Source organism: Arthrobacter sp. AFG20, from assembly GCF_002892795.1.
Lineage (GTDB): Bacteria > Actinomycetota > Actinomycetes > Actinomycetales > Micrococcaceae > Arthrobacter.
This window is the reverse complement of the sequence record NZ_PJMC01000023.1, coordinates 14,764-41,024: the sequence shown is the minus strand read 5'-3', so window position 1 is coordinate 41,024 and position 26,261 is coordinate 14,764. Positions and strand designations below refer to the sequence as shown.

The 26,261-nt window shown below is 66.8% G+C and carries 21 protein-coding genes; 7 read left to right on the top strand and 14 right to left on the bottom strand.

All coding sequences use genetic code 11. The annotated features are described in order from the left end of the window. Positions 1 to 2 precede the first annotated feature (2 nt). On the bottom strand, positions 3 to 767 hold the full coding sequence (locus CXZ05_RS20410; RefSeq protein ID WP_102974284.1) for a 4'-phosphopantetheinyl transferase superfamily protein: 765 nt from the start codon (positions 765 to 767) through the stop codon (positions 3 to 5). Between the two features lie 137 nt (positions 768 to 904). On the opposite strand from CXZ05_RS20410, the gene CXZ05_RS20405 reads away from it, so the two are divergent. Further along, complete coding sequence (locus CXZ05_RS20405; RefSeq protein WP_102974306.1) at positions 905 to 1,405, top strand: GNAT family N-acetyltransferase; 501 nt, start codon at positions 905 to 907, stop codon at positions 1,403 to 1,405. After that, on the top strand, positions 1,398 to 2,753 hold the full coding sequence (locus CXZ05_RS20400) for an alpha/beta fold hydrolase (protein ID WP_102974283.1): 1,356 nt from the start codon (positions 1,398 to 1,400) through the stop codon (positions 2,751 to 2,753). The genes CXZ05_RS20405 and CXZ05_RS20400 overlap by 8 nt, the downstream gene beginning before the upstream one ends. A gap of 124 nt (positions 2,754 to 2,877) precedes the next feature. Here the strand turns inward: CXZ05_RS20400 and CXZ05_RS20395 are convergent, their stop codons facing one another. From CXZ05_RS20395 to coaE, 3 genes are all read right to left on the bottom strand, one after another. After that, positions 2,878 to 3,903, bottom strand: coding sequence for a TerC family protein (locus CXZ05_RS20395; RefSeq protein WP_102974282.1), 1,026 nt, complete (start codon positions 3,901 to 3,903; stop codon positions 2,878 to 2,880). Positions 3,904 to 4,128: 225 nt separating this feature from the next. Further along, the gene (gene uvrB / locus CXZ05_RS20390; protein WP_102974281.1) at positions 4,129 to 6,228 is read right to left on the bottom strand and encodes an excinuclease ABC subunit UvrB; all 2,100 of its coding nucleotides are present in this window, start codon (positions 6,226 to 6,228) and stop codon (positions 4,129 to 4,131) included. A 62-nt stretch (positions 6,229 to 6,290) separates the two neighbouring features. Continuing rightward, on the bottom strand, positions 6,291 to 7,526 hold the full coding sequence (coaE, locus tag CXZ05_RS20385) for a dephospho-CoA kinase (RefSeq protein WP_102974280.1): 1,236 nt from the start codon (positions 7,524 to 7,526) through the stop codon (positions 6,291 to 6,293). A 93-nt stretch (positions 7,527 to 7,619) separates the two neighbouring features. On the opposite strand from coaE, the gene CXZ05_RS20380 reads away from it, so the two are divergent. Next, positions 7,620 to 8,306, top strand: coding sequence for a YigZ family protein (locus CXZ05_RS20380; RefSeq protein ID WP_102974279.1), 687 nt, complete (start codon positions 7,620 to 7,622; stop codon positions 8,304 to 8,306). 89 nt (positions 8,307 to 8,395) lie between these two features. After that, positions 8,396 to 8,962 carry a type 1 glutamine amidotransferase domain-containing protein gene (locus CXZ05_RS20375; RefSeq protein ID WP_102974278.1) on the top strand — a complete coding sequence of 189 codons (567 nt, stop codon included), beginning with the start codon at positions 8,396 to 8,398 and terminating at the stop codon, positions 8,960 to 8,962. Between the two features lie 91 nt (positions 8,963 to 9,053). Here CXZ05_RS20375 and rpsA read toward each other — a convergent pair whose 3' ends face one another. The 3 genes from rpsA to polA form a co-directional block, all read right to left on the bottom strand. Further along, positions 9,054 to 10,529 carry a 30S ribosomal protein S1 gene (rpsA, locus tag CXZ05_RS20370; RefSeq protein ID WP_102974277.1) on the bottom strand — a complete coding sequence of 492 codons (1,476 nt, stop codon included), beginning with the start codon at positions 10,527 to 10,529 and terminating at the stop codon, positions 9,054 to 9,056. A gap of 192 nt (positions 10,530 to 10,721) precedes the next feature. Next, positions 10,722 to 12,023: a GNAT family N-acetyltransferase gene (locus CXZ05_RS20365; protein ID WP_102974305.1), complete on the bottom strand. Its 1,302-nt coding sequence runs from the start codon at positions 12,021 to 12,023 to the stop codon at positions 10,722 to 10,724. Between the two features lie 24 nt (positions 12,024 to 12,047). Further along, positions 12,048 to 14,684 (bottom strand): DNA polymerase I, encoded by a 2,637-nt coding sequence (polA, locus tag CXZ05_RS20360; protein WP_374754680.1) that lies wholly within the window; start codon positions 14,682 to 14,684, stop codon positions 12,048 to 12,050. A gap of 178 nt (positions 14,685 to 14,862) precedes the next feature. On the opposite strand from polA, the gene CXZ05_RS20355 reads away from it, so the two are divergent. Then, a complete protein-coding gene (locus CXZ05_RS20355; protein WP_258006662.1) occupies positions 14,863 to 15,417 on the top strand; it encodes a hotdog fold thioesterase in 555 nt (184 codons plus the stop codon). A 37-nt stretch (positions 15,418 to 15,454) separates the two neighbouring features. Here CXZ05_RS20355 and CXZ05_RS20350 read toward each other — a convergent pair whose 3' ends face one another. The 4 genes from CXZ05_RS20350 to CXZ05_RS20335 all read right to left on the bottom strand — a co-directional run bounded on the left by CXZ05_RS20350 (position 15,455) and on the right by CXZ05_RS20335 (position 18,266). Beyond that, positions 15,455 to 16,003, bottom strand: coding sequence for a dihydrofolate reductase family protein (locus tag CXZ05_RS20350; RefSeq protein ID WP_102974275.1), 549 nt, complete (start codon positions 16,001 to 16,003; stop codon positions 15,455 to 15,457). A gap of 64 nt (positions 16,004 to 16,067) precedes the next feature. Further along, complete coding sequence (locus CXZ05_RS20345; protein WP_102974274.1) at positions 16,068 to 16,289, bottom strand: hypothetical protein; 222 nt, start codon at positions 16,287 to 16,289, stop codon at positions 16,068 to 16,070. Next, positions 16,286 to 17,515 (bottom strand): inorganic phosphate transporter, encoded by a 1,230-nt coding sequence (locus tag CXZ05_RS20340; RefSeq protein ID WP_102974273.1) that lies wholly within the window; start codon positions 17,513 to 17,515, stop codon positions 16,286 to 16,288. The genes CXZ05_RS20345 and CXZ05_RS20340 overlap by 4 nt, the downstream gene beginning before the upstream one ends. Positions 17,516 to 17,702: 187 nt before the next feature. Next, complete coding sequence (locus CXZ05_RS20335; RefSeq protein WP_102974272.1) at positions 17,703 to 18,266, bottom strand: HAD domain-containing protein; 564 nt, start codon at positions 18,264 to 18,266, stop codon at positions 17,703 to 17,705. Between the two features lie 174 nt (positions 18,267 to 18,440). Between CXZ05_RS20335 and CXZ05_RS20330 the strand changes: the two genes are divergently transcribed. Then, complete coding sequence (locus CXZ05_RS20330; protein WP_102974271.1) at positions 18,441 to 20,855, top strand: phosphoketolase; 2,415 nt, start codon at positions 18,441 to 18,443, stop codon at positions 20,853 to 20,855. Positions 20,856 to 20,866: 11 nt separating this feature from the next. Here CXZ05_RS20330 and CXZ05_RS20325 read toward each other — a convergent pair whose 3' ends face one another. The 3 genes from CXZ05_RS20325 to CXZ05_RS20315 form a co-directional block, all read right to left on the bottom strand. Beyond that, a complete protein-coding gene (locus CXZ05_RS20325; RefSeq protein WP_102974270.1) occupies positions 20,867 to 21,298 on the bottom strand; it encodes a VOC family protein in 432 nt (143 codons plus the stop codon). 126 nt (positions 21,299 to 21,424) lie between these two features. Continuing rightward, complete coding sequence (locus CXZ05_RS20320; protein ID WP_102974269.1) at positions 21,425 to 22,099, bottom strand: response regulator; 675 nt, start codon at positions 22,097 to 22,099, stop codon at positions 21,425 to 21,427. Beyond that, the gene (locus tag CXZ05_RS20315) at positions 22,096 to 24,057 is read right to left on the bottom strand and encodes a DUF4118 domain-containing protein (protein WP_102974268.1); all 1,962 of its coding nucleotides are present in this window, start codon (positions 24,055 to 24,057) and stop codon (positions 22,096 to 22,098) included. The genes CXZ05_RS20320 and CXZ05_RS20315 overlap by 4 nt, the downstream gene beginning before the upstream one ends. A 165-nt stretch (positions 24,058 to 24,222) precedes the next feature. Between CXZ05_RS20315 and CXZ05_RS20310 the strand changes: the two genes are divergently transcribed. Further along, complete coding sequence (locus tag CXZ05_RS20310) at positions 24,223 to 26,199, top strand: amino acid transporter (RefSeq protein WP_102974303.1); 1,977 nt, start codon at positions 24,223 to 24,225, stop codon at positions 26,197 to 26,199. Positions 26,200 to 26,261 lie beyond the last annotated feature (62 nt).

Below are 26,261 nucleotides of genomic sequence, written 5' to 3'. Positions count from 1 at the left end.
GGTTACGGACCAGGCACCCTTTGCAGTGCGATTGCCGCAGTCAAGGAATCCGGCAGCCCCACTGACCCCGGATTCACGGCGTCGACCAGCCAACGGTGTCCGCCGCCTTCCTGGCCCCCCGCTGGCGGCACGTCCGTCACCGAAGCCGCGGCCGGCGCCTGCAGAAAGCCCGGCAGCAAGGGAACGGACCCCGCAACGTCCACCAGAGCCGGGTCGACGACGGCCAGCCCCCTGCCCAGCGCCTTGAGGACCGCTTCCTTGCGCGTCCACAGGAGCGTCTGGACCCTTGGCCGAAGTGCGGGCTCCACCCTCTGGAGGTGTTCGCGCTCGCGCTCCGTGAGGGCAACCAGCCCGAACCCGTCGAAGCCTGCAGCTGTGCAGCTCTCCAGGTCGACGCCGACTCCCAATACCCGCTCGTCAGTTGTAGCGGCCAGCAGGCACCAGTCGCCCGCCCGGCTCAGGCTCGCCAGAACGGCAGGCCCGGACGGAGCGGCCTGGTACCGGGGCATGCCGTGCACACGGTCGTCCCTCGTGCACTCCCGGCAGACGTAGTTTGCCCGGAGCTCTGCGGCGCCCATCCCTGCAGTTTCGGCGGCGTGGCGCCGCAGTGCGATGCGTCCGGCCAGAAACCTGTCCCGCTGAATTCCGGAACCGAACGACGCTGCCCGCTGCCGCTCGCCGTCGTCCAATGTAGCGGCCTGCCGGAGGTCGACGCCGGACAGCTTCACGGCGGCCAGGAGTACCCGGTCAGATCCCGGCGATGCCACCCTTTTCCACACCGCCTCCGGAAGGGGTGCTGATCTGTTGATAGGTCATGGGAATCTACAGCCTATACTCCGGCGGCATCCTGCCCTGCGGGCTGCCGGCCCGATCCAGCAAGCCCGGACCCAGTAAGCTCGGATTCATGAGTGTAATCCGTCCTGCCACACCCGCCGACGTTCCCGTTATCCTGCAGTTGATCCACGAGCTGGCTGTCTATGAAAAGGAGCCGGACGCCGTCCGGAACACCCCCGAGATGCTCACCGAGGTGCTCTTCGGCAGCAACCCGCGCGTGTACGCCACCATGGCCGAGAACGAGGCCGGCGACGTGCGGGGCTTCGCGCTCTGGTTCCTGAACTACTCAACGTGGGAGGGCGTGCACGGCATCTACCTGGAGGACCTTTACGTCACCCCGGAGGCGCGCGGCGAGGGCCACGGGAAGGCCCTTTTGCAGCATCTGGCGGCGACCGCCGTCGAACGCGGCTACGCGCGCGTGGAATGGAGCGTCCTCGACTGGAACGAACCGTCCATCACCTTCTACCGGAAGCTCGGGGCGTTCCCGATGGAGGAATGGTCCACGTTTCGGCTGACCGGAACGGCGCTGGCAGAGTTCGGCAGCCGCAGCGAGGCCGGTGTCCATGGCTGAGGCAGCGCTGGACGCCACTGTACATGCGGGCCCGGTCCATACGGTCCGCGCCCGGCACAACTTCCGCGGCATGCGCACCGCAGAACATTACTTCACACTGCCGCTGGACCATTTTGCCGGCCCGGGCGGAGAAGACGCGGCCGGGACCATCACAGTCTTCGCCCGCGAGTACGTCTCCGCCGAGCACACGGAGGAGGAAGCCGCCGAACTGCCATGGCTCCTGTATCTTCAGGGCGGTCCCGGCGGGCGCGGCAACCGCTTCGCGTCGCTGGGCGGCTGGAGCAAGGCAGCCGCCAAGGACTTCCGCATCCTGATGCTGGACCAGCGGGGCACCGGCCTCTCCTCCCCGATCGACCGCAACACCCTGCCCCTGCGCGGGGATGCAGCGGCGCAGGCGCGGTACCTTGAGCACTTCCGGGCCGATTCGATCATTGCGGACGCCGAGCTCATCCGCCAGGCACTCGGCTCCGGGCCGTGGAGTGTCTATGGACAGAGCTACGGCGGCTTCTGCGCGCTCACGTACCTGTCGTTCGCACCCAGGGGCCTGCGCGAGGTGCTGATCACCGGAGGACTCGCCCCGCTCACCGGGTCCCCCGAACGGGTCTACCGTGAGACCTTCAGGCGGGTGGCAGCACGCAATGCGGAGTACTTCGGCTGGTACCCCGAGGACCGGGAAGTTGTAAACCGCATCGCCAGTCATCTCCGCAGCACGGCGGAATACCTTCCCGACGGCTCTCCCCTCACGGTCGAGAGGTTCCAGATGGTGGGGTCCTTCCTCGGCGGGAACACCCGGGTGGACAGCCTGCACAACCTGCTGGAGGACGCCTTTGTGGTGACGCCCGGCGGTCCGCGGCTCTCCGATCCGTTTCTGGAGCAGGTCCGCCCACTGGTCTCGCGGGCAGCCAATCCGCTGTACGCGCTGATGCATGAGTCCATCTACGGCCAGAACGCGGCCACAGGCTGGGCGGCTTGGCGGGTCCTCGAAGAGTTCCCGGAGTTCAGCCCGGACGCTGCCGAGCCACTCTTGACCGGCGAGATGGTCTACCCGTGGTACTTCGAACAGGACCCTGCCCTTCGCCCGCTGCAGGAAGTGGCCGAACTCCTGGCAGCCAAGGCTGACTGGAAGCCCCTGTATGACACCGCGCAGCTGGCTGCCAACATCGTGCCGGCGGCGGCCGCCGTCTACCGCGATGACATCTATGTGGACCACGGGCTCTCCATGGAGACCGCCGCTGCCGTCCGCAAGCTGAACACATGGGAGACCGCCGAGTTCCACCACGACGGCATCGCCGACGATGGTGAGGCCATCTTCGGCCGCCTGCTCGGCATCGTGCGCTCCGCCCGCTGAGCCCAGCCCGGACGGACATCTCCGCCCCCGCGCACGGACAAGCCCGCCAGATCCTGCACAAGACAAAGCAACCCCGGCCACCACATGGCCGGGGTTGCTTTGTGCTGAGACGGGGAGCGGAAGCCTAGTCGACGTCGCTCAGGCTCTTCCGGGAGTCCTCCTCGAGGCGGGCATCCAGCTTGGCCTTCTGCGCGCCGGAGCTCACCAGGCTGGCGATCACGGCGATGATGATGGTGCCGATGATCACTGCAAGGGAGACGTAGGTCGGAATTTCCGGGGCCCATTCGATGTGGTGCCCGCCGTTGATGAACGGCAGTTCGTTGACGTGCATGGCGTGCAGGATCAGCTTCACGCCGATGAACGCCAGGATGATGGACAGCGCGTGCTTCAGGTAGATAAGGCGGTTCATCAGGCCGCCGAGCAGGAAGTACAGCTGCCGCAGGCCCATCAGGGCGAAGATGTTCGCCGTGAAGACGATGAAGGCGCTCTGCGTCAGGCCGAAGATCGCGGGGATGGAGTCGACCGCGAAGAGCAGGTCGGTCATGCCGATGGTGATGAAGACGATCACCATGGGGGTGAAGACCTTCTTGCCGTCCACTGTGGTGCGCAGCTTGCCGCCGTCGAACTTCTCGGACATGGGGATGACCTTGCGGAGCTTGCCGATGAGGGCGTTCTCCTTGTCCTCTTCGTCTTCGCCCTCGTCCTGCGCCTGCTTCCAGGCGGTCCAGAGGAGGAAGGCTCCAAAGATGTAGAAGACCCAGCTGAACTGCTCGATCACAATGGCACCGAGCATGATGAAGATGCCGCGCAGGACCAGCGCGATGATGATGCCCACCATCAGCACTTCCTGCTGGTACTTACGGGGCACGGAGAAGCGGGCCATGATGATGATGAAGACAAACAGGTTGTCGATGCTGAGGCTGTATTCAGTCACCCAGCCGGCCACGAACTGGCTGCCGTACTCGGGTCCCGTGAACATGAACATGGCACCGGCGAACACGAGGGCCAGTGCCACGTAGAAGGCCACCCAGAGGCCGGCTTCCTTCATGGAGGGCTCGTGCGGGCGGCGCACGACCAGTAGCAGGTCCATAAGGAGGATGATGCCGAGGACGACGAACGAGCCGACCTCGAACCAGACGGGAAGTTCCACAAAAATGCCTTTCGCAGGGTACAGAAAACCGGTGTAAGTCTCTCCGGCGAACCTGTGCACTTAGTGCTGATGTGGCTGCCCGCTACGCCCGGCAGGGCATCTGTGCCCTGCGTGTTGACGTTCGTAGCGCTTGGGATACTCCCCTACGTGACCTCAACTTTACCCTAGAGGCGCGGTACCCCGCGCCACATGACACCCCGCGCGCGCCACCTGATCCAACAGCCGCTAGGCGTGCCCGGCCGACTGCATCTGCCGCAGTTCCTTCTTCAGGTCGGAAACTTCGTCGCGGATCCGGGCGGCCACTTCGAACTGCAGCTCGGCGGCCGCTCCGTGCATCTGCTCGGTCAGCTGCTCGATCAGGCCCACCAGGTCCTCGGCAGGCGCCGCCGCCAGCCCGTCGGCGCGGACGGTGGCCGCCCCCTTCGCGGCGGACTTGCCGCGCTTGGCGCCCTTGGCCAAACGGTTGTTGTTGAGCAGCTCCTGGGTGTCCGCATCCTCCTTGGCCAGCTGGTCCGTGATGTCGGCGATCTTCTTCCGCAGCGGTTGAGGATCGATTCCGTTTTCCGTGTTGTAGGCCACCTGGATGGCGCGGCGCCTGTTGGTTTCATCGATGGCATGGGCCATGGAGTCAGTAATCCGGTCCGCGTACATGTGGACCTGGCCGGAGACGTTGCGCGCGGCACGGCCGATGGTCTGGATCAGGGAGGTGGACGAACGCAGGAAGCCTTCCTTGTCCGCGTCCAGGATGCTCACCAGCGAGACCTCCGGCAGGTCAAGGCCTTCCCGGAGCAGGTTGATGCCAACCAGGACGTCGAACACACCCATCCGGAGTTCGCGGAGCAGCTCGACACGCCGCAGCGTGTCGACGTCGGAGTGCAGGTACTCCACCTTGATGCCATGGCCCAGGAGGTAGTCGGTGAGGTCCTCCGCCATCCGTTTGGTCAGCGTGGTGACCAGGACGCGTTCGTTCTTCTCCGTGCGGGTTTTGATCTCACCCAGCAGGTCGTCGATCTGGCCTTTGGTGGGCTTGACCACCACCTCGGGGTCGATCAGGCCGGTGGGCCGGATGATCTGCTGGACGAAGCCGTCCGCCTTGCCCAGTTCGTACTTGCCGGGCGTGGCGGACAAGTAGACGGTCTGGCCTGTGCGCTCCAGGAACTCGTCCCATTTCAACGGGCGGTTGTCCATGGCGGACGGCAGCCGGAAGCCGAAGTCCACCAGGTTCCGCTTGCGGGACATGTCGCCCTCGTACATGGCCCCGATCTGCGGGATGGTCACATGGGATTCGTCCACCACCAACAGGAAGTCGTCCGGGAAGTAGTCCAGGAGGCAATGCGGGGCGGTTCCGCGGGCGCGGCCGTCGATGTGCGATGAGTAGTTCTCGATGCCGTTGCAGAAACCCATCTGCTGCATCATCTCGAGGTCGTAAGTGGTGCGCATCCGCAGCCGCTGCGCTTCCACGAGCTTGTTCTGGCTCTCCAGGACCTGGAGCCGTTCGGCGAGTTCGTCCTCGATCCGCTTGATGGCACGCGCCATCCGCTCGGGGCCGGCCACATAGTGCGAGGCCGGGAACACGTACATCTCCTCTTCGTCCCGGATCACCTCGCCGGTGAGCGGGTGCAGGGTATGGATGTTCTCAATCTCATCCCCGAAAAACTCGATCCGGATGGCCAGTTCCTCATACATGGGAATGATTTCCACGGTGTCGCCGCGGACCCGGAACGTGCCGCGGTGGAAGTCCATGTCATTGCGGGCGTATTGCATGGAGACGAATTTGCGCAGCAGGTCATCGCGGTTCATTTCGGCGCCCTTGCGCAGCGTCACCATGCCGGCAATGTATTCTTCCGGCGTGCCCAGGCCGTAGATGCAGGACACGGTTGCCACCACAATCACGTCGCGGCGGGTGAGGAGCGCGTTGGTGGCGGAGTGCCGGAGCCGCTCCACTTCCTCGTTGATGGAGGAGTCCTTCTCGATGAACGTGTCCGTCTGTGCCACGTACGCTTCGGGCTGGTAGTAGTCGTAGTAGGACACGAAGTACTCCACCGCATTGTTCGGCAGGAGTTCGCGGAACTCGTTGGCCAGCTGCGCCGCGAGGGTCTTGTTCTGGACCATCACCAGCGTGGGCCGCTGGACCTGCTCGATCAGCCACGCGGTGGTGGCGCTCTTGCCGGTACCGGTGGCACCGAGCAGCACCACGTCCTTTTCGCCGTTCCTGATGCGCTCCGTCAGCTCGGCTATGGCCGCGGGCTGGTCCCCGGCGGGCTGGAACTCGCTAATGACTTCGAAGGGCGCAACGACTCGGTTGACCTCCTGCGCAAGACTCATGCATCTAATCTACAGCCGGCCACTGACAGGAACTCCTGATTCCGCTTTGGGCTGTACTCGGTTCAGCGCTGACTCGCGTTGGCGGAGCTGGAAACGTACGACGGCGGCTGCCAGCCGCTGCTTTCGGCCCACCGCTCCATTCCGGGAGCGCCGACATCGCGGAACCAGGCCTCTTTGTCGTCCGCGTAGCCGGACGTGTTGGCGTCGGACGCATGCAGGGCGGCCACCCGGCGCTTCTCCGCTGCATACTTTTCCCGCGCGGCCGGGTCGGCGCGAAGCCAGTCGCGGAAGCAAAGGGCGAAGCGCCAGCCCGGTGAACCTGCCACCCGGACATGGAGATTCACCGGACGCGCGGGGTCGGCGTTGCCGTGCAGGCGCTTGGACCAGGCAGCGGGGTCAAAGCGCCCGTGGGGGCTGTCCATCAGAACGCCCGGCCAGAGCGGGAACCCCGCGGCACCAAGCAGGGGCGCCATCCGGTCTGCCGTCGCGAGATCAGCGACCGCGAGTTGGAGGTCGATGACGTCCTTCGCCTCGAGCCCGGGAACGGACGTCGACCCGATGTGGTCCACGGCCAGCACGTCCTCCGGGGCGGCGGCCATCAGCCGCTCAGCAAGGCAGGCAGCCTGGCGCGGCCAGTCGGAGTCCGGGGCCACCAGGACGGGCGCGCCGCTGCGGCCGGCCACCGCGGCCTTGCTGATGTTCCGCGAGAAGGGCACGAGCCGCTCCTCCCACAGCCGGTCGACCGCGGCCAGCAGTTCCTCGCGCGTGCCGGCGTTGGGAAGGACCACGTCCGCTGCCGCGAGCCGGTCCTGGCGGGACGCCTGGGCGGCCATTCGTGCACGGGCGTCCACTTCCGTCATGCCGCGGTGCCCGGTCATGCGCTGCAGCCGGACATCCTCGGGCGCATCTACCACCAGCACAAGGTGAAAGTTCCTCTGCTGCCCTGTTTCCACCAGGAGCGGGATGTCCTGCACCACCACCGCGTCACCCGGCGCGGCCGCGATCACCGCCGCGGCGCGTTCCCGCACCAGCGGATGGACGATGCCATTGAGCTCCGCACGCCGTTCCGGCTCCTGGAACACAATGGCTCCGAGGCGTGGCCGGTCGAGCCGCCCCTCGCCGTCGAGGATCTCCGGGCCGAACGCTTCTACGACGGCGGCCAGGCCCGGAGTGCCCGGTTCCACCACTTCACGGGCGATCGCGTCGGCATCGACGAGCACTGCCCCCAGTTCCTCCAGGCGCGTTGCCACCAGGGACTTCCCCGAGGCGATGCCGCCCGTCAACCCAATCTTCAGCACTCCCCAAGACTAATCCCCACCGCCCCCTGACCTCGCTCCGCTCGCCAAGGGAACCCTGGCGGCGTGGGCCCATGCCCCGACTAGACTTGGGCGGTGCAAGAGCAAGAGAGCAGGCGGTCCGCGTACACCGCGCTGGCTGCCGGGGACGGCTTCCGCCATGAGATCGAGATCAAGCGCTCCCGGTTCATCACCGTCCTGCGCCGGGCGGGGTCCGAAGAGGATGCCCGCGCGCTGGTGTCTGAACTCCGCCGCGAGTTCCATGACGCCCGGCACCACTGCTCCGCCTTCGTGCTGGGGCCGGACCGGGACATCCAGCGTTCCAGCGACGACGGCGAACCCTCTGGAACCGCCGGGATCCCCATGCTGGAGGCCCTGCTCCGTCGGGAAACCGCACCCGGGGTGACGGACCTCAGCGACGTAAGTGCCGTCGTCGTGCGCTACTTCGGCGGGATCCTGCTGGGAGCCGGCGGCCTGGTACGCGCCTACTCCGAATCAGTCTCGACGGCGCTGGAGCTGGCACCGCTGGTGCAGCGCCGGCGGCTGCGCATCTGTGCCGTCCGGGTACCTCACGCGGCGGCAGGGCGCCTCGAGAACGACCTGCGCAGCGCAGGCTATGCGATGGCGGAGACCGGCTACGAAGCCCGGTCCACGGTGCTGCGCCTCGCACTGCCGGACGCGCCCGATGACCTGGCTGCGGCGGCCGACCGGCTGGCCGCCATGACCGCCGGAAGTGCGGCCCTGCAGCGCGAGGACACGGAGTGGGTTGACGTTCCGCACTGACGGCTGGCAGAGAAGAATCATCAGCTTGCTTATGACTTTGCGCTTTTCTAGGGTGGACGTGTAAGACACCACACGGAAAAGGAGGACGCATGTCAGAGCACGACATCACCGGCAAGAGGGTCGCGTTCCTGCTGACGGACGGCGTGGAGCAGGTTGAACTGACCAGCCCGTGGGACGCCGTCAAGAACGCCGGCGGCGAACCTGTCCTGGTGGCTCCGAAGAGCGGAAAGCTCCAGGGCTTTGAGGGCGTCGAAAAGGGCGATACCTTCGACGTCGACCTGACCCTGAAGGACGCCAACGCCGCGGACTTCCACGCACTGGTGATCCCAGGAGGCGTGGTGAACGCCGACCACCTCAGGGTGGACAAGGATGCGCAGGCCTTTGCGCGCAGCTTCTTTGAGCAGCACAAGCCGGTGGCGGCCATCTGCCATGGACCGTGGCTGCTCATCCACGCGGGCGTCGTCAAGGGCAGGAACCTCACCTCGTACCACACGTTGGCCACGGACCTGCGGAACGCGGGCGCCAACTGGAGCGACCAGGAAGTCGTGGTGGACCAGGGCTTCGTGACCAGCAGGAAGCCGGACGACCTTCCCGCATTCAACAACAAGGTGCTGGAGGAGATCGCCGAAGGCGAGCACGCCGGCCAGACCGCCTGACATTCCACAGGCAAGAACGGTAAACAAAAAGGTGGCCGCCCCCTCTCGGGGACGGCCACCTTTTCAGTGGCAATTAGCTAGTGCCAGGCAATTAGTTGCCGGTCAGCTTCTCGCGCAGAGCGGCAAGCGCCTCGTCCGAAGCAAGCGTGCCTGCACCGGAATCGGTGGCAGCCGGCTCGGAGGAATAGCTGGTGGTGCCGGAGTCGCTCTCACCGGACGTTGCAGCTGCAGCGTCGTCGGCAGCGTGCTGGGAAACCTGCTTCTTGTGGGCTTCCCAGCGGGTCTGGGCGTCAGCGTACTGCTGCTCCCAAGCGGCGCGCTGGTTCTCGTAGCCTTCAAGCCACTCGTTGGACTCGGGATCGAAGCCCTCCGGGTACTTGTAGTTGCCCTCTTCGTCGTACTCTGCGGCCATGCCGTACAGAGCGGGATCGAACTCGGTGCTGTCGGCGTCAACGCCCTCGTTCGCCTGCTTGAGGGAGAGGGAGATGCGGCGGCGCTCGAGGTCGATGTCGATGACCTTGACGAACAGTTCGTCGCCAACGGAGACAACCTGCTCAGCCAGCTCAACGTGGCGGACAGCCAGTTCGGAGATGTGAACGAGGCCTTCGATGCCGTCTTCGACGCGGACGAACGCACCGAACGGAACGAGCTTGGTGACCTTACCCGGAACAACCTGGCCGAGGGCGTGGGTGCGGGCGAAGGTCTGCCACGGATCTTCCTGCGTAGCCTTGAGCGACAGGGAAACGCGCTCGCGGTCCAGGTCGACCTCGAGAACCTCGACGGTGACTTCCTGGCCAACTTCGACAACCTCGGACGGGTGGTCGATGTGCTTCCAGGACAGCTCGGAAACGTGAACCAGGCCGTCTACGCCGCCCAGGTCCACGAAGGCACCGAAGTTGACGATGGAGGAAACGACGCCGGGACGGACCTGGCCCTTTTCCAGCTTGTTGAGGAACGTGGAGCGGACCTCGGACTGGGTCTGCTCGAGCCATGCACGGCGGGACAGCACAACGTTGTTGCGGTTCTTGTCCAGCTCGATGATCTTGGCTTCGATCTGCTGACCGATGTACGGAGCCAGGTCGCGCACACGGCGCATCTCGACGAGGGATGCGGGCAGGAAGCCGCGCAGACCGATGTCGAGGATAAGACCACCCTTGACAACCTCGATGACGGTACCGGTGACAACACCGTCTTCTTCCTTGACCTTCTCGATGTCGCCCCAGGCACGCTCGTACTGAGCACGCTTCTTGGAGAGGATCAGGCGGCCTTCTTTGTCTTCCTTGGTGAGCACCAGGGCTTCGACCTGATCGCCAACGGAGACGACGTCTCCGGGGTCAACGTCGTGCTTGATGGAAAGCTCGCGGGAGGGAATGACACCTTCGGTCTTGTAACCGATGTCGAGCAGAACTTCGTCGCGGTCGACCTTGACGACGGTACCTTCGACGAGGTCTCCGTCGTTGAAGTACTTGATGGTCGCGTCGACAGCTGCGAGGAAGTCCTCAGCGGTACCGATGTCGTTGATCGCGACTACGGGGGTACCGGGCTTCTCGGTGGAGGTGATGGTCATGTAGTAGGGGCTCCGTTGTGGATAGTTGTTCGGTCAGGCAAACCGCCGCGCCTGCATTATGGAACGCAGGCGCAGGTGCGGGCACTTCGCAGGGAAGTGCCTGGTCATCCTGATTTTGTGGATTGAAGAAAATACGTGCACGTAGTACACGCCCGTTTATTCTAGTGGCAAGCGCCAACCGGGGTCAAAGCGCTAGAAATGCGTCAGGCAGTGCGGCGGACGTTCGACGGCGAACATCCGGGCGGCGCGGAACGCCGCGCCCGGTGTGTGCTCCAGAATGCGTCCCGACGCCGCCAGGGTCACGGGGCTGACCCCGCCCAGGTAAATGGCGGACAGCGCCGCGACATCCAGCTCGAGGTCAGGTGCACGGAGGGCCGGCGCGCCGCCGCCTCCGGCCGTGACCACTGCGCCGCCTCCGTCAGCGTCCAGCGTGAAGGTGCCGCCGGTCAGCCCGAGCGGGTCGGCAACTTTCAGCACCAGCCGCCCGTCGGCGGGGTAGTGGCGGGCTTCCAAGGCCTGCTTCACGTCGAGGATCCGCAGCCAGAGCATGTCCCGCGCTTCCGAGGCCTCCACGCAGCGCGCATCCTCGAGGGCCCACCGCAGCGTATCGTCCACCGGCGCTTCCTCCCAGGTGACCCGGTCCACCAGGTCGATGGCTGCCAGGTACTGCCACAGCTCGAGGTACGCCGCCCCGGTTGCCGCGACCAGGTCCACGACTTCCATGGTGTACGGGGTGCTGGACCAACCGGCAAACCTGTACGAGACGTAGCCGTCCACGTCGCCGCCGGGCCCGTAGTGGAGCGCCACCTTGACCTTCGGGTCTTCGCCCCCGTCCCGGCTGACGGATCCCGAGGCGAACTGGCGGTAGAACTCGTGCCGGCCGATGGATCCGGGCGTGCTGCGGTGCAGACGGTCGAAGACCTCCGGAGCCAGGTCCAGCAGCACCTTGGGGTCGGCCACCTCGACGCTGCCCACCGGGGTGTGGTTGAGCCGGAAACGCGCGGTGGTGTCCACCTTCATGGACTGCTCGGACGTTGCCACGCCAAACCCGAACCGGCCGTAGATCGAGGCTTCGGACGCCGTGAGGGCTGCCATCGCGAGGCCTTCCTCCCGGGCCAGGGCCAGGTCCTCCCCCATCATGCGGCGCAGCAGGCCGCGGCGCCGGTGTGAGGTGCGGACCGTCACGGCGGTCACCAGCCGGGTGTCCAGCAGGCGGCCAAAGCCGATGTTCAGTGTCTTGGTCATGGTCCCGAAGGTGGCAACGGGCACGTCGGCTCCGAGCGAGTGGCGGGCCACCGTTCCGGCCTGGTACACCCCGGTCATGACGCGCCCGTCCGTGCGCTGCAGCTCGATGCTCTTGTCCACCCGTTCGTCGCTGCGCCGGGCATCGTGGAAGCCGAAGGCTACCGCCCGCATCCAGGCAACCGACTCCGCGTACGCAGGATCGTCTTTGGCCGCCGCTTGGAACCGACGGATTTCATAGTCAGCACTCAGATCAGACACAACCCCGAGCCTAGGCTAGTGGCCGGCGTCGTACCAGCTGGTGCCGACGCCGATCTGGACTTCCAGCGGTACGCTGAGTTCCGCGGCGGCGGCCATCTGCTCCGTGACGAGCTTTTCAACTGCCTCCCGTTCGCCGTTGGCCACTTCCAGCACGAGTTCGTCATGGACCTGCAGCAGCATGCGTGACTTGAGCCCCTGCGCAGCCAGTTCCGAGTGGACGCCCAGCATGGCGCGCTTGATGATGTCCGCCGCGGAGCCCTGGATGGGCGAGTTCAGGGCGATGCGTTCGGCGTTCTCGCGCAGCTGCCGGTCCGTGCTGGTGAGGTCCGGCAGATAGCGGCGCCGGCCCTCGATGGTGGCGGTGAAGCCGTCCACCCTTGCCTGGTCCACCACGCCGCGGAGGTAGTCGCGCACGGCACCGAACCGGTCGAAGTAGTCCTTCATGAGGTTCCTGGCCTCGTCCACCGAGATCTCGAGCTGCTTGGACAGCCCGAAGGACGTCAGCCCGTAGGCCAGGCCGTAGGACATGGCCTTGACCTTGGAGCGCATCGCGCTGGTCACCTCGGCCGGCGGCACGTGGAAGATGGACGAGCCGACGAAGCGGTGCAGATCCTCCCCTTCGCGGTAGGCCTCGATCAGGCCGGCGTCCCCGGACAGGTGCGCCATGATGCGCATTTCGATCTGCGAGTAGTCCGCGGACAGCAGGCACTCGTAGCCGTCGCTGACCACGAAGATGCCTCGCACGCGGCGGCCCTCCTCGCTGCGGATCGGGATGTTTTGGAGGTTCGGGTTATTGGACGAGATGCGCCCGGTGGCGGCCACGTTCTGGGCGTACGTGGTGTGGATGCGCCCGTCCTCCGCCACAGACTTCTTCAGCGTTTCCACCATCTGCCGCAGCTTCGCCGACTCGCGGTGGGCCATCAGCTGGACCAGGAATTCATGCCCGGTCTTCTCCAGCAGGTTCTTCAGCGATGCGGCGTCCGTGGTGTACCCGGACTTGATCTTCTTCGTCTTGGGCAGTTGCAGCTCCTCGAAGAGGACCGTCTGCAGCTGCTTCGGCGAACCGAGGTTCACCTCGTGGCCGATCGCGGCGAACGCCCGTTCCTGGGCGTCGTCGATCACCCTGGCCAGGTCCGCCAGCTGTTCGTCCATCAGCTCCATGGAGACGGCGATGCCGGTCTTCTCCATGTCCGCCAGGACACGGGCCACCGGCAGCTCCAGCGTGGCCAACAGGTCCTCGGCCTTCCGGTCCTTCAGCTCCGATTCGAAGAACCGGCTCAGTTGATGGACGACGGCGGCCACCTGGACCAGCGCGCCGGACGCCGCGGCGTCGTCGTCGAACGCCAGCTCCAGCTGGCCCGCCTTGGCGGCCTCGGGCGTGATGTGGATGTTCAAGTGGAACTGGGCCAGTTCAGCCAGCTCATAGGTGCGGCGGTCGGGCTGGATGAGGTACCCGGAGATGGAGGTGTCGTCCACCACGCCCTCCAAGCCGAACCCGCGGTTGGCCAGCGCCTTCAGCGCAGCCTTGTAGCCATGCATCACCTTCTGGGATTCCGCGTCCCGGAGCCACTGGGCCAGCACATTTTCGGCGTCGGCGTCCAGCGCAGTGAGGTCCACGTAGGCGGCGGCATCGTCCCGCACGATGGCGACCGCGTCCGCGTCCTCACCGATCCGGCCGGGCAGCACGTCCACTGCGAGGGCGGACCGGTGTCCGGCCCCTGCCTCGAGGAAGGCCCGGAGCGAGTCCGCGTCAGTCAGCGCGGCGAAGTCCCTGGCCTCCAGGGGCTCGCGCTCCGGAGCAGGCGCCTCACTCGCGTAGAGATCAAAGAGGCGGGTGCGGATCGTCTTGAATTCGAGCTCGTCGAAGAGCTCCTCGACAGCCTTCTGGTCCGGCCGCGGATCAGCCAGCTCGTCCAGCGTCACCGGGAGGTCAAGGTCGGTGTGGAGCTGGTTCAGCTTGCGGTTGCGCTTGACCGCGTCCACGTTGTCCCGCAGCGCGTCCCCCACCTTGCCGCCGATGGCATCGAGGTGTTCCAGCACGCCTTCGAGGCCGCCGTAGAGGTTAATCCACTTCGCTGCTGTTTTGGGTCCGACTCCCGGAACGCCCGGCAGGTTGTCAGCGGTCTCCCCCACCAGGGCCGCGAGGTCCGAATACCGGGAGGGGCTGACGAAGTACTTCGCCTCGATGGCGGCGGCGTCCATGCGCGGGATGTCGCTGACGCCCTTCCTCGGGTACAGCACGAACACGTTGTCCGTAATGAGCTGGAAGGCGTCGCGGTCACCGGACACGAGCAGGACTTCAAAGCCGGCCTTTTCACCCATGGCTGCGAGCGTGGCCAGGATGTCGTCCGCCTCGTAGCCGGGCATCTTGATGGTCTTGATGCCCCACGCGCCCATGACCTGGTCGATGAGGTCGATCTGGCCGCTCATCTCCCGGGGCGTCTCGTTGCGCCCGCCCTTGTACTCGCTGTACTCGGCCTTGCGGTGAGTGGTGTCGTCAGAGACGTCGAAAGCGACAGCGACGTGGGTGGGCTTCTGTTCCTTGATCAGGTTGATGAGCATGGACGTGAAGCCGTGGATCGCATTGGTGTGCTGGCCCCGGGCGGTGGAGAACTTGTCGGCCGGGAGGGCAAAGAAGGCCCGGAAGGCCATGGAGTGCCCGTCCAGCACCAGAAGCCTGGGCTGCTCCGTCAGGGGAACGACGGGTGCCTGGGTGGCCGACACCGACGGGGCGTCAGCCGAGGACACCGCAATGTCCTGAAGGGTCTGGGTTGTGGACGGAATTGGGGCCGGTTTGGTTGTTTCACTCACAGGTGCCAGCCTAGTTGCCATGATGGACAATTTCACGCCCGGCCCTGCCGGTGAGGCCAGCCGCACAGAGGCCGGCCCAGCCGCAGATGCGGCCATCGAAGCGCCCGCGCAGGTTGCGGCCTCGGTTGCAGCGCAGTTCAGGGAAGAGCTGTTTGAGGCCGGCGTCCCCGAGCACCTGCACGACTGGCTCGCCGAATACGGCATCGGCGCCCTTGTGGTGAAGATGGGGATCCGGTTCCTGGAGATGAGCCCTGAACGGTGCGTTGCCACGATGCCGGTGGAGGGGAACACGCAGGTGGCCGGGATCCTGCACGGCGGCGCGCATGTGGTGCTGGCCGAAACCCTCGGATCGTTTGCCGCCGGGATGCACGCCGGTCCCGGCCGGCAGGCACTGGGCATCGAGGTTGGTGCCACACACCACCGTGCCGTTTCCGCAGGCACGGTGACCGGAACGTGCACGGCCATCCACCTGGGCCGCACCCTGACCACTCACGAAATCGTGATGACCGACGAACGGGGGCGTCGGCTGTCCACGGCGCGCATCACCAACCTCATCCGCGACACCGGCCGCTAGGCCGTACCCTGAGCAGCGCCGGTGGCGGCAGAAGAACCTAGGGCTCAGGCCAGCGGTACCGGAGCTCCACGATCCCCCGCCCCTGGGGACGCGCCTCCTGCAACTCAAGTGGCGCCGTCGGGCCCTGGACGACGGGAAGCAGCCGCTTTCCCCCGCCGAGCACCACGGGGATGACCGAGACGATCAGTTCGTCCAGGAGGCCGGCGCCGGCGAACTGGGCGGCGAGCATGCCGCCGCCCACCACCCAGATGTTTTTGCCGGCAGCGTCACGCCGAAGGTCGTCGATGAATTCGGTCACCTCGCCGCGGACGAACGTGATGTCAGCCCCCGGCGGGGCGCTGAACTCGTGGTGGGTGAAGATCCAGCACGGCGTGCCGGGGTAGGGCCAGTTGCCGGGTTCGTGCTCCATCAGCCACTCGTAGGTGGTACCGCCCATGACGATGCAGCCGACGCCGGACATGAAGGCGTCGTAGCTTTCCTTGCCGCCTTCGAAGCCGTCGAACTGCAGCAGCCAGGCAAGATCGTCGTCCGCCGTAGCGATGAAGCCGTCGAGGGAGGACGCAACGTAATACTGGACACTGGCCATGGGCCCAGCCTAGCCACTCCCGTTCAGCGTTCCCAGAGCGGCCGGCCTTCCGGGAGGCGGCTGACTAGCCGCTGAAGTACGGAATGATCAGGTAGAGCCCGAACAGCACGGCGATGCCGCAGAGCCCGAAGCAGACGTAGGAGACGTACTTGACCCAGCCGGGCGCGGCAACCTGGCGGTCACCGGCGATGGCAGTAAGCCGGACGCCGAGGGAATAGAGGACCACAACGGTCACTGCCGCGACCAGGGTGGCACCGGCCACGGTGAGGAGTTCCAGCCACTTCATCGCTGCGGGCCCTTCGGGTTGTTGTTCTTGGCGCGCTCGGCGGCGCGTGCCCTGGCGAGGGCCTTCTTCTTTGCCCAGCGGACTGCCTGCCCTGCTTCTTCGACCTCCACGGCATTGTGATGGCCCACCTGGGATTTGCGGGACACCAGAAACATGTACAGCACGGCGCCGATGCCGGCCACGGCCGCGATCACCACACCGGCAACGCCGGTCTTCACCAGCAGCGCAGTCAATGCTCCCACAATGCCGGCAGCGGGCAGGGTCAAGAGCCAGCCGACGGCGATCCGTCCCACCATGCCCCAGCGCACCGTGGTGCCCCGCCGGCCCATGCCGGAACCGATCACGGATCCGGAGGCCACCTGGGTGGTGGACAGGGCAAAGCCCAGGTGGGAGGAGGCCAGAATGGCGGAGGCCGTGCTCGACTCGGCTGCGAAGCCCTGGGCGGGCTTCACCTCGGTGAGTCCGGCGCCCATGGTCCGGATGATCCGCCAGCCGCCGGCGTAGGTTCCGATGGCGATGGCGAGTGCGCAGGCAGCAATCACCCAGAGCTGCGGGCCCGAGCCGTGCTCCTGCGTTCCCGCCGCGATCAGCACCAGGGTGATGATGCCCATGGTCTTCTGGGCGTCGTTGGTACCGTGGGCCAGCGCCACCAGGCTGGAGGTGAAGACCTGGCCGTTCCGGAAGCCGCCGCGCTTCTGCGTCAGTTTGCTGCCCGTCTCGGGATCATGCCGGGACGTAAGCGCGTAGGCGATGCGGGTGCATACGTAGGCCACAAGCCCGGCGATGACCGGGGCGAAGACGGCGGGCAGAATGACCTTCTGGAGCAGCGTCTCAAGGTTGACGGACTGGAAACCGATGCCGACGATCGCGGCTCCGATGAGGCCCCCGAAGAGCGCATGGGATGAACTGGAGGGCAGTCCCTTGAGCCAGGTGATCATGTTCCACAGGATGGCGCCCATCAGACCGGCGAAAATAATGTCCGGGGTGATCTGGACGCCGCCGGACCCCTCGCGGATGATGCCGCCCGACACCGTTTTCGCGACTTCCGTGGACAGGAAGGCCCCGACAAGGTTGAGGGCCGCCGCGAGGGCAACCGCAGTCTTGGGCTTGATGGCACCGGTGGCGATGGGCGTGGCCATCGCGTTAGCGGTGTCATGGAAACCGTTCGTGAAGTCGAAAAATAACGCCAGCGCAATGACCAGCGCCACCATGAAGGTGATGTCCACCTGTTGCCCAATCTGCAGAGTCTACGTACAGCAGTTCCACTTCCCCTGCCTGCACTGCACAGCATAGTTCACCCGCTGTTTAAGAAAACGTCTGGGGTGGGGGTAGCGGAGCTGCAGAGCGGGCTTGAAACCTTATCGATGGTACGCGTCCTGCAGACGAGGTCAAACCTGCAGCGCCCATCCTCTGTCACACCTGCCGGTCCGCGGGCCGGGAGAAGGCGCGGATGGCCTCCAGCTGGCGCGGTGACAGTCCGGTCCGGGGGTCCGGTGAAACCAGCAGGGCACGGCGGCCAAGGATCCGTGCCCACGCCTGTGCGCGGCCTTCGAATGCGAGCTGGTCGTCCACCCAGATGATCCGCTCCGGCGTGTTCCTGCCCACATCCGCCTGAATCGCTTCCAGCTTCCACCATTCCGCCCCGCTGCCCGCCCCGTCCGCGGTAAGCACCGGCCACGAGCTTCCCTCCAGGCCGGTGACCGGGCAGAGTACGGCGGGCGCCAGCTCCTCCCAGCTGGTGAGCCAGACGCAGCGGAGTCCGGGCTGCCGAGACAGCCGGTTCAGGGCCGCCACCAGCTCCGCGGCATAGGCAACTTCCAGCATCCCGGCGAAGGTGTAACGCCAGGCCGAACCCCACGGCGTGGTGCCCGTGGGGCCGAACGGGCACACCACGCCGTCGACATCGAGGTAGAGGGTCGCCCTGTTCCCGGTGTCTCCCTTTAGCGCGGTGTCCCCGTTTGACGCGGCGCTTCCCACGGCATTCCTTCCACGCCTGCAACGCTACGGAACCCCGGCCAGGCCGGGCAAGGGCTCAGGAAAACAAGAACTCGACTGCCGGTCCGGCGGCCCTGAAGTGGATCCGGGGCGGCCAAAACGCAGGGGTAGACTGTGCCCGTCAGCGCTGGAGCGGATCCGACGGAAGGCACATTCATGGGCATGGCCGGGGCAAACGGGGCAATTTCCGACGACGAACTGGACCTCCTCCACCGCTACTGGAGCGCGGCGAACTACCTGACGGTGGCCCAGATCTACCTCCAGGACAATGCACTGCTTCGGGAGCCGCTGCGGCCGGAACACATCAAGCCGCGGCTGCTGGGCCATTGGGGCACCGGCCCCGGGCTGTCACTGGTCTACGCCCACCTGAACCGGCTGATCAGGAATACGTCCGCCGAGGTCCTGTTCATAGCCGGCCCGGGCCACGGCGGACCATCCGTGGTGGCGAACGTCTACCTCGAAGGCACTTACCCGGAGATCTACCCCGATGTCAGCCGCGACGCTGCCGGCCTGCGCCGGCTGGTACGGCAGTTCTCGACACCGGGCGGCGTGGGCAGCCACGTGGGCCCCGCCACCCCCGGGTCCATCCACGAGGGCGGCGAGCTGGGCTACTCGCTCATGCACGCCACCGGCGCGGTGCTGGACAACCCGGATCTCATCGCAGCCTGTGTGGTGGGCGACGGCGAAGCCGAGACCGGCCCGCTCGCTGCCTCCTGGACGGCGCCGTTCTTCCTCAACCCCGCGCGGGACGGCGCAGTCCTGCCCATCCTCCACCTCAACGGCGCCAAGATTTCCGGGCCCACCGTCCTGGGACGCCGCCCGGACGAAGACGTCGAGGCACTGCTAAGCGCCAACGGCTGGGAGCCTGTCACAGTGTCCGGCGACCAGCCCGGGAAGGTCCACCGGGCGCTGGCCGGCGCCCTGGACGCCGCGTATGCCACCATCCGGGACATCCAGCAGGCCGCCCGGGGCGCCGGTTCCGGCGCTCCCGGCTCCGGCAGCAAGCGAACGACGGCGGCCCGCTGGCCGGCGATCATCCTGCGGACCCCCAAGGGGTGGACGGGCCCGGAATCCGTGGACGGCAACCCCGTGGAAGGCACGTTCCGCGCCCACCAGGTTCCCCTGTCCGGTGTCAGGGACAACCCGGAGCACCTGGCGCTGCTGGAGCAATGGATGCGCTCCTACCGGCCCGAATCCCTGTTCGACGACGACGGCCGGCTCCTCCCCGAACTGGCCGCACTGGCACCCGAAGGGAAGCTCCGGATGGGGGCGGCTCCCTGGGCCAACGGCCAGCCGTCCGTCCCGCTGGAGATACCCGACCTCGCGGAGTACGCCGTCGACCCCGGCCAGCCCGGTTCGACCAGCATCGAAACCACCAAGCCGCTGGGCGAGCTGTTCCGCGACCTCTACACGGGAACGGAGGACAATCCGCGGTTCCGGCTGTTCTGCCCGGACGAGACCAACAGCAACAGGCTGGGCGCCGTCTTCGAGGCCACCGACCGCTGCCTCATGCTGTCCGGAAACGACGGGGATGACCACGTCTCGGCGGATGGCCGCGTGATGGAGGTGCTCTCCGAGCACCTGTGCCAGGGCTGGCTGGAAGGCTACCTGCTGACGGGACGGCACGGGTTCTTCGCCAGCTACGAGGCGTTCGCCATGGTCAGCGCCTCCATGACTGTCCAGCACGCCAAATGGCTGCAGCACGCCCGCGAGCTGGAATGGCGTTCGCCGGTGCCGAGCCTGAACATCCTGCTCACCTCCACGTGCTGGCGCAACGACCACAACGGCTTCAGCCACCAGGGCCCGGGCCTGATCGATACCGTGCTGTCCCTGTCCGGCGAAGTGACGAGGATCTACCTGCCGCCGGACACCAACACGCTGCTGGCTGCGGCCGAACACGCCCTGCTCAGCAAGGACTACGTGAACCTTGTCGTCGTCGACAAGCAGTCACACCCCCAGTACCTGACCCTGCCGGAAGCCCGCGCACATGCAGAAGCCGGGGCCTCCCGCTGGGAGTGGGCCGGCAACGAGGACGGCAGGAGCAGCACTGAACCGGACGTTGTCCTCGCCTGCGCCGGCGACATCCCCACCGAGGAAACACTGGCGGCGGCCTGGCTGCTGCAGCGTCATGTTCCCGATGCCACTGTGCGCGTGGTGAACGTCATGGACGCCATGGTTCTTCCGCCGAGTGGCGTGCACCCGCACGGGCTCGACGACGGGACGTTCACTTCGCTGTTCACGGACACCTGCGAGGTGGTGGTGGCATGGCACGGCTACGCCCGCTCTTTCCACCAGCTCCTGCACGGCCGGCCGAACCCGGAGCGGTTCCACGTCCGCGGCTACAGCCAGCAGGGCACCACCACCACGCCGTTCGACATGGTGGTGGTCAACCGGATGAGCCGTTACCACCTGGCGCTGGAGGCCCTCCGCCGGATGCCGCGGCAGTTCGACGGCGCGGAGGCCCTGGCCGATCACTGCAACCAGCAGCTGGACGCCCACGCCGAATACATCCGGGAGCATTTCGAGGACCTGCCCGAAATCCGCGAGTGGGTCTGGTCGCCGCCAGGCTGAACAGTCAGCCGCTAGGAAGCAGGAGCTGCCGCGGCCCCGTTGACGTTCACCAGCCATGCGATGCCGAACTTGTCGGTGCACATGCCGAAGATGTCGCCCCACGGAGCCTTCTCCATCGGGACGGTGACGGTGCTGCCGTCGCCGGACAGCTTGTCGTAGTAGCCGCGCAGTTCGGCCTCGTCGTCCCCGCTGAGCGACACGGAAATGTTGTTGCCCGGCGAGTAGTCCATGGAGTTGGGGGTGTCGGCCCCCATGAGCACGAGCCCCTTCTCCGAGGTCAGCATCCCGTGCATGATCTTGTCAGTCTCCGCAGGGTCTTCACTGGCATGGAACTCCCCGAAGGTGCTGAGCGCCAGGTCGCCGCCGAACACCGACTGGTAGAAGGTCATGGCGTCGCGGGCGTTGTCACGGAAGCTGATGTACGGATTGAGCAGGGTGGACACGATCGGTTCTCCTTCAGCTGAACAGACGGCGCCATTTTGTGAGGCGCCCGGCCCTACACATGTTGCCTGAATCCGGCTCCCCTTCATAGGGGTTCACAGGCGTTCACGGAAGTTCACCGGCCGCAGTCAGGGCCGGAAGCGGTAACCGATTCCGGCCTCGGTCAGCAGATGGCGCGGGTTGCCCGTGTCTGCCTCCAGTTTGCGCCGGAGCTGGGCCATGTACACGCGCAGGTAATTGGCTTCCTTCTCATAGGCGGGCCCCCACACACTGGCCAGGATCTGCTGCTGGGTGATGAGCTTTCCCGGGTTCCGCACCAGCAGTTCGAGGATGCTCCACTCTGTGGGGGTGAGCCGGACGGGCTCTCCGTTCCGGGTGACCATCCGCCGCCCCAGGTCCACGCTGAACTCTGCGGTGTCCACCGTGGACGGCTCGGTGGCTTCCGGGGCGCGGCGGAGGAGCGCGCGAAGCCTGGCGAGGAGTTCCTCCAGTCCGAAGGGTTTGGTGATGTAGTCGTCCGCGCCGGCGTCGAGGGCGTCCACCTTGTCCGATGAGCCGTGCCGGGCCGACAGCACCAGCACCGGGGCGGTGCTCCAGCGGCGGAGCTCCCTGAGCACAGCGGCGCCGTCCATGTCGGGCAGTCCGAGGTCCAGGACAACCAGTCCGGGCGGATTGCGCGAGGCAGCGACCAGCGCGGCTTCGCCGTCGGCGGCGGTCTCCACGCTGTAGCCATGCGCCTGCAGCGTGATCCGCAGGGCCTTCAGCAGGTGCTGGTCGTCATCCACAACGAGGATGCCGGTCACTGTGCAGTCTCCCGTGGAGAAACGGCGGGTGAAGCGGCAGGGGCGACGGCGGCTGACCCGCCGTCAGGCCCGGCGCCGCCGGCGTCGTGCCCCGTTATGTCAGACCCCGTTGACAGGGGCAGCCGAATGACCATGGTGAGTCCCCCGCCCGGCGTCTCCTCCGCCGCGAGACTGCCGCCCATGGCAGAGACAAATCCCCGTGCGACGGCCAGTCCCAGGCCCACGCCGGTTGACTGGGACACATCGTCCAGGCGCTGGAACGGGCGGAACATCGCGGGCACGTTCCGGCCCGGCACACCGTGTCCCTGGTCGATGATCCTCAGTTCACCGGCCGGGTGGCCGTTGAGGACGCTGCCGCTGAGCCCTCCCGACGCCGCCGTCACGTGTATGTCAGAGGCCGGCGCGTACTTGACGGCGTTTTCCGCGATGTTGGCGATGACACGTTCCAGCAGGACTGCGTCGGCGTCGACGGCGGGAAGATTCGGCGGCAGTTCCACCCGTACGCTGCCCGCCGGAAGGCCACGCAGTGCGGGAGGCACGACATCGAGCCACCGGACGGGCTTCAGCAGGGGGCGCACCGAGTCGGCAGTGATCCTGGACATGTCGAGGAGGTTCCCCACCAGGGCGTCCAGCCGGTCCGAGCATTCATCAATGGTTTCCAACAGCTCCTGTTTCTCCCCGGGCGTATACGTGACGGCGGCCTGCAGGAGACCGCCGACGGCGAGCTTGATGCCGGCGAGCGGCGTGCGGAGGTCGTGCGAGACGGCCCGCAGGATGGCGGTGCGCATGGTGTTGCCTTCGGCGAGCCGCAGCACCTCCAGGCGGCTGGCGGCCAGCTGCTGGCGTTCCAGCTGGGCCAGAACGTGGGCGGCGAAGGCGCCCAGCAGGCTGCTGTCGGCAGCCGGCACGGTCCTGCCGAACAGCACCAGCCAGGTGCCGTCGTCGACCGGTTCCACAGTGTGCTCGCTGAAATCCCTGCCTTCCCGTTCAGGATCGGTCAGCTCTCCCGCACTCGCGAGCAGCCGCGCGCCGGGACCGGCGCCAGATGCGGGTTCGAACGCGGACCCGCTGAAGACAGCGGCTCCGCGGACCCCGAAGACATCCAGCGCTTGTTCCAGCAGGCTGCCCACCGTGTCTTCCGCGCGGGTGGCTCCGCGGGCCAGCTCGCCGAGCGTTGCAGCCTCGGCGCGCGACCGGGCGGCTTCCTTGGAGCGCCGCGCGGACCTGTCCACCACCCCGGCCACCGCCACGGAAACGCCCACGAACACACCCAGGGACAGCAAATCCTGCGGGTCGCCGATGGCCAGCTCACCGACCGGCGGCGTCGAGAAGTAGTTCACCAGCAGGCTGCTCCAGAACGCGCCCGCGACAGCCGGCCACAGCCCGCCCACGAGCGCCACGGCCACCGCCCCGGCGAGCTGGACCAGGACGGCGGTGGCCACGCTGTGCTCGATGACGGCGAGCGCCAGCTGCATCACGATGGGGACGGCGGCGGCCAGGACGAACCCGACGGCGACGCGCGCGCGGCCGAGGTCCCGCTGCCGCCGCCGGCCTGTGCCGCGTCCGGCCAGGGGATGCGGCACCACCTGCACGTCGAGGTCGCCGGCGCGGCGGATGATCCGTGCCTCTGTACCGCCGGTCAGGAGCCTGGACAGGCGATGTGCCCGGGACTGGCCGATGACCAGCCGGGTGGCGCCGGCATGGGACGCGAAGTCCAGGAGTGCTTCGACGGGGTCTTGGGCGGCGACGGTGTGGTAGCTGCCGCCCAGCTCCACCACAAGCCGGCGCTGGGATTCGAGGGCGCTGGTTGATTCCTGCGACGCGCCCTCCGCGGAACGGATGTGGACCGCGAGCAGGTCCCCGCCGCCTGCGCCGTCCAGGACCTTGACGGCACGGCGGATCAGGATCTCCCCCTCAAGGCCTCCCGACAGGCCAATGACGATCCGTTCCCCTGCCATGACGCCATTCTTTCACCTGTCCGCCGGCCAAGGCGGCACGCGCGGTGGGGTGCTTCACACCGGCGTTAAGGATCCGTCAAGATTCCGTTGCCGGCGGTTCCGGCGCTCCTGCCCGATGCTACGTTCGGCAGTGCCCGCAGCGAAGTGCCCGGGCTGAAAGGGACCATGACCACCATGAGCCGCCCACCGGCGGAACCTTCGCAGCTGCGCCACACCAGGAGGCAGCGGCTTCGCAGCTGGCTGCTGCTGGGCCTTCAGGACAGTAAGGGATCCCACCAGGGGCCTGGCGGCCGGACCATGGCCCACGAGCGGAAGCATGCATGGTGGCAGGTCATGTGCCTGACCGGCGTGGACTACTTCTCCACACTCGGGTACCAGCCCGCCATCGCCGCGCTCGCGGCTGGCGTAATTTCCCCGCTAGCCACGCTGGTCCTGGTGGCCGTCACCCTGTTCGGGGCACTGCCGGTGTACCGGCGGGTCGCAGGCGAAAGCTCCCATGGCGAGGGTTCCATCGCCATGCTGGAGCGGCTGCTCCCCCGCTGGGGCGGCAAGCTGTTCGTCCTGGTGCTGCTCGGCTTCGCGGCGACGGACTTCATGATCACGATGACCCTCTCCGCCGCCGACGCCACGGCGCACCTCATCCAGAACCCGTACGCCCCGGTATGGCTGCAGGGGCAGGAGGTGACGGTGACCCTCGTTCTCCTGGCCCTGCTGGCTGCGGTGTTCCTGCGCGGATTTAGGGAGGCGATCGGAATCGCCGTCGTCCTGGTGGCGGTCTATTTGGGGCTGAACGTCGTGGTGCTGGCCCGGGCCGCCGTCGAATCGCTGGGCCACCCGGCCGCCGTCGGCGACTGGTGGCAGGCACTGGGGACATGGCACGGCAACCCGGTACTCGCCGTCGCCATAGCCCTGCTGGTGTTCCCCAAACTGGCCCTTGGGCTGTCCGGCTTCGAAACCGGCGTGGCGGTCATGCCGCAGGTCCGCGGCCGGGACACGGACACGGAAGAGAACCCGGCGGGCCGCATCGAGGGGACCCGGCGCATGCTGACCACCGCTGCGCTGATCATGAGCGCATTCCTCATCGCCAGCAGCCTCACCACCGTAATCCTCATTCCCGCGCCCGAATTCGAACCCGGCGGGCAGGCCAACGGGCGCGCCCTGGCCTACCTGGCCCATCAGTACCTGGGGAACGGGTTCGGCACGGTGTACGACCTCAGTACCATCGCCATTCTCTGGTTCGCCGGTGCGTCCGCGATGGCCGGGCTGTTGAACCTGGTGCCGCGGTACCTGCCGCGGTACGGGATGGCGCCGGAGTGGGCCAAGGCCGTCCGGCCGCTGGTGCTGGTCTTCGGCTTCATCGCGTTCCTGGTAACGATTCTTTTCGAGGCCGACGTCGACGCCCAGGGCGGTGCCTACGCCACCGGCGTGCTGGTGCTGATGACCTCCGCGGCGGTCGCCGTCGCGCTGTCCGCCCGGCGCCGCCGGCAGCTGAAGCGCACTATAGGCTTCGGGCTGATCGCCCTGGTGTTCATCTACACGACGGTCGCGAACGTGATTGAGCGGCCCGAGGGTATCCGGATCGCCGCGTTCTTCATCGCCGGCATCATCGTCATTTCGTTGCTGTCCAGGATCGGCCGGTCCTTTGAGCTTCACGCCACCCACGTCCGCCTCGACCGGACGGCTCTGGAATTCGTGGCAGCGGACGAGAGCGGCCCCATCGGCATCATCGCCCACGAGCCGCGGAGGCTCACCGCGGAGGCGTACCGGCAGAAGCTGACGTCCGCCATCGAGGTCAGCCACCTGCCCGTCCACTACCAGGCGCTGTTCCTTGAAGTGATCGTCGACGACTCCTCCGACTTCGAAACCGAACTGCAGGTTCACGGCGTGGTGCGGCACGGCTACCGGGTGCTGGAGGTGCACGGGCCCGTGGTGCCGAACACCATCGCCTCCGTGCTCCTGCACATCCGGGACGTCACCGGGCTCATGCCGCACATCTACTTCCGCTGGACCGAGGGCAATCCGGTGGTGAACCTGCTGCGCTTCCTGTTCCTCGGCGAGGGTGAGATCGCCCCGATCACCCGCGAGGTGCTGCGGGAGGCCGAACCGGATGTCAGAAAGCGTCCGTGGGTGCATGTGGGGTGAGCATTTCCCTGGACCCCGGGTGAGTGTTGCGTGTTGCGTGCGCGGACGGACGCCGGGCCGTA

Excerpts from the sequence above, each read along its gene's own strand:
- CXZ05_RS20405 (WP_102974306.1), top strand. The coding sequence starts at position 905 with ATGAGTGTAATCCGTCCTGCCACACCCGCCGACGTTCCCGTTATCCTG.
- CXZ05_RS20400 (WP_102974283.1), top strand. The coding sequence starts at position 1,398 with ATGGCTGAGGCAGCGCTGGACGCCACTGTACATGCGGGCCCGGTCCAT.
- uvrB (WP_102974281.1), bottom strand. The coding sequence starts at position 6,228 with ATGAGTCTTGCGCAGGAGGTCAACCGAGTCGTTGCGCCCTTCGAAGTC.
- CXZ05_RS20375 (WP_102974278.1), top strand. The coding sequence starts at position 8,396 with ATGTCAGAGCACGACATCACCGGCAAGAGGGTCGCGTTCCTGCTGACG.
- rpsA (WP_102974277.1), bottom strand. The coding sequence starts at position 10,529 with ATGACCATCACCTCCACCGAGAAGCCCGGTACCCCCGTAGTCGCGATC.
- polA (WP_374754680.1), bottom strand. The coding sequence starts at position 14,684 with ATGGCCTTCCGGGCCTTCTTTGCCCTCCCGGCCGACAAGTTCTCCACC.
- CXZ05_RS20355 (WP_258006662.1), top strand. The coding sequence starts at position 14,863 with ATGATGGACAATTTCACGCCCGGCCCTGCCGGTGAGGCCAGCCGCACA.
- CXZ05_RS20350 (WP_102974275.1), bottom strand. The coding sequence starts at position 16,003 with ATGGCCAGTGTCCAGTATTACGTTGCGTCCTCCCTCGACGGCTTCATC.
- CXZ05_RS20345 (WP_102974274.1), bottom strand. The coding sequence starts at position 16,289 with ATGAAGTGGCTGGAACTCCTCACCGTGGCCGGTGCCACCCTGGTCGCG.
- CXZ05_RS20330 (WP_102974271.1), top strand. The coding sequence starts at position 18,441 with ATGGGCATGGCCGGGGCAAACGGGGCAATTTCCGACGACGAACTGGAC.
- CXZ05_RS20315 (WP_102974268.1), bottom strand. The coding sequence starts at position 24,057 with ATGGCAGGGGAACGGATCGTCATTGGCCTGTCGGGAGGCCTTGAGGGG.
- CXZ05_RS20310 (WP_102974303.1), top strand. The coding sequence starts at position 24,223 with ATGACCACCATGAGCCGCCCACCGGCGGAACCTTCGCAGCTGCGCCAC.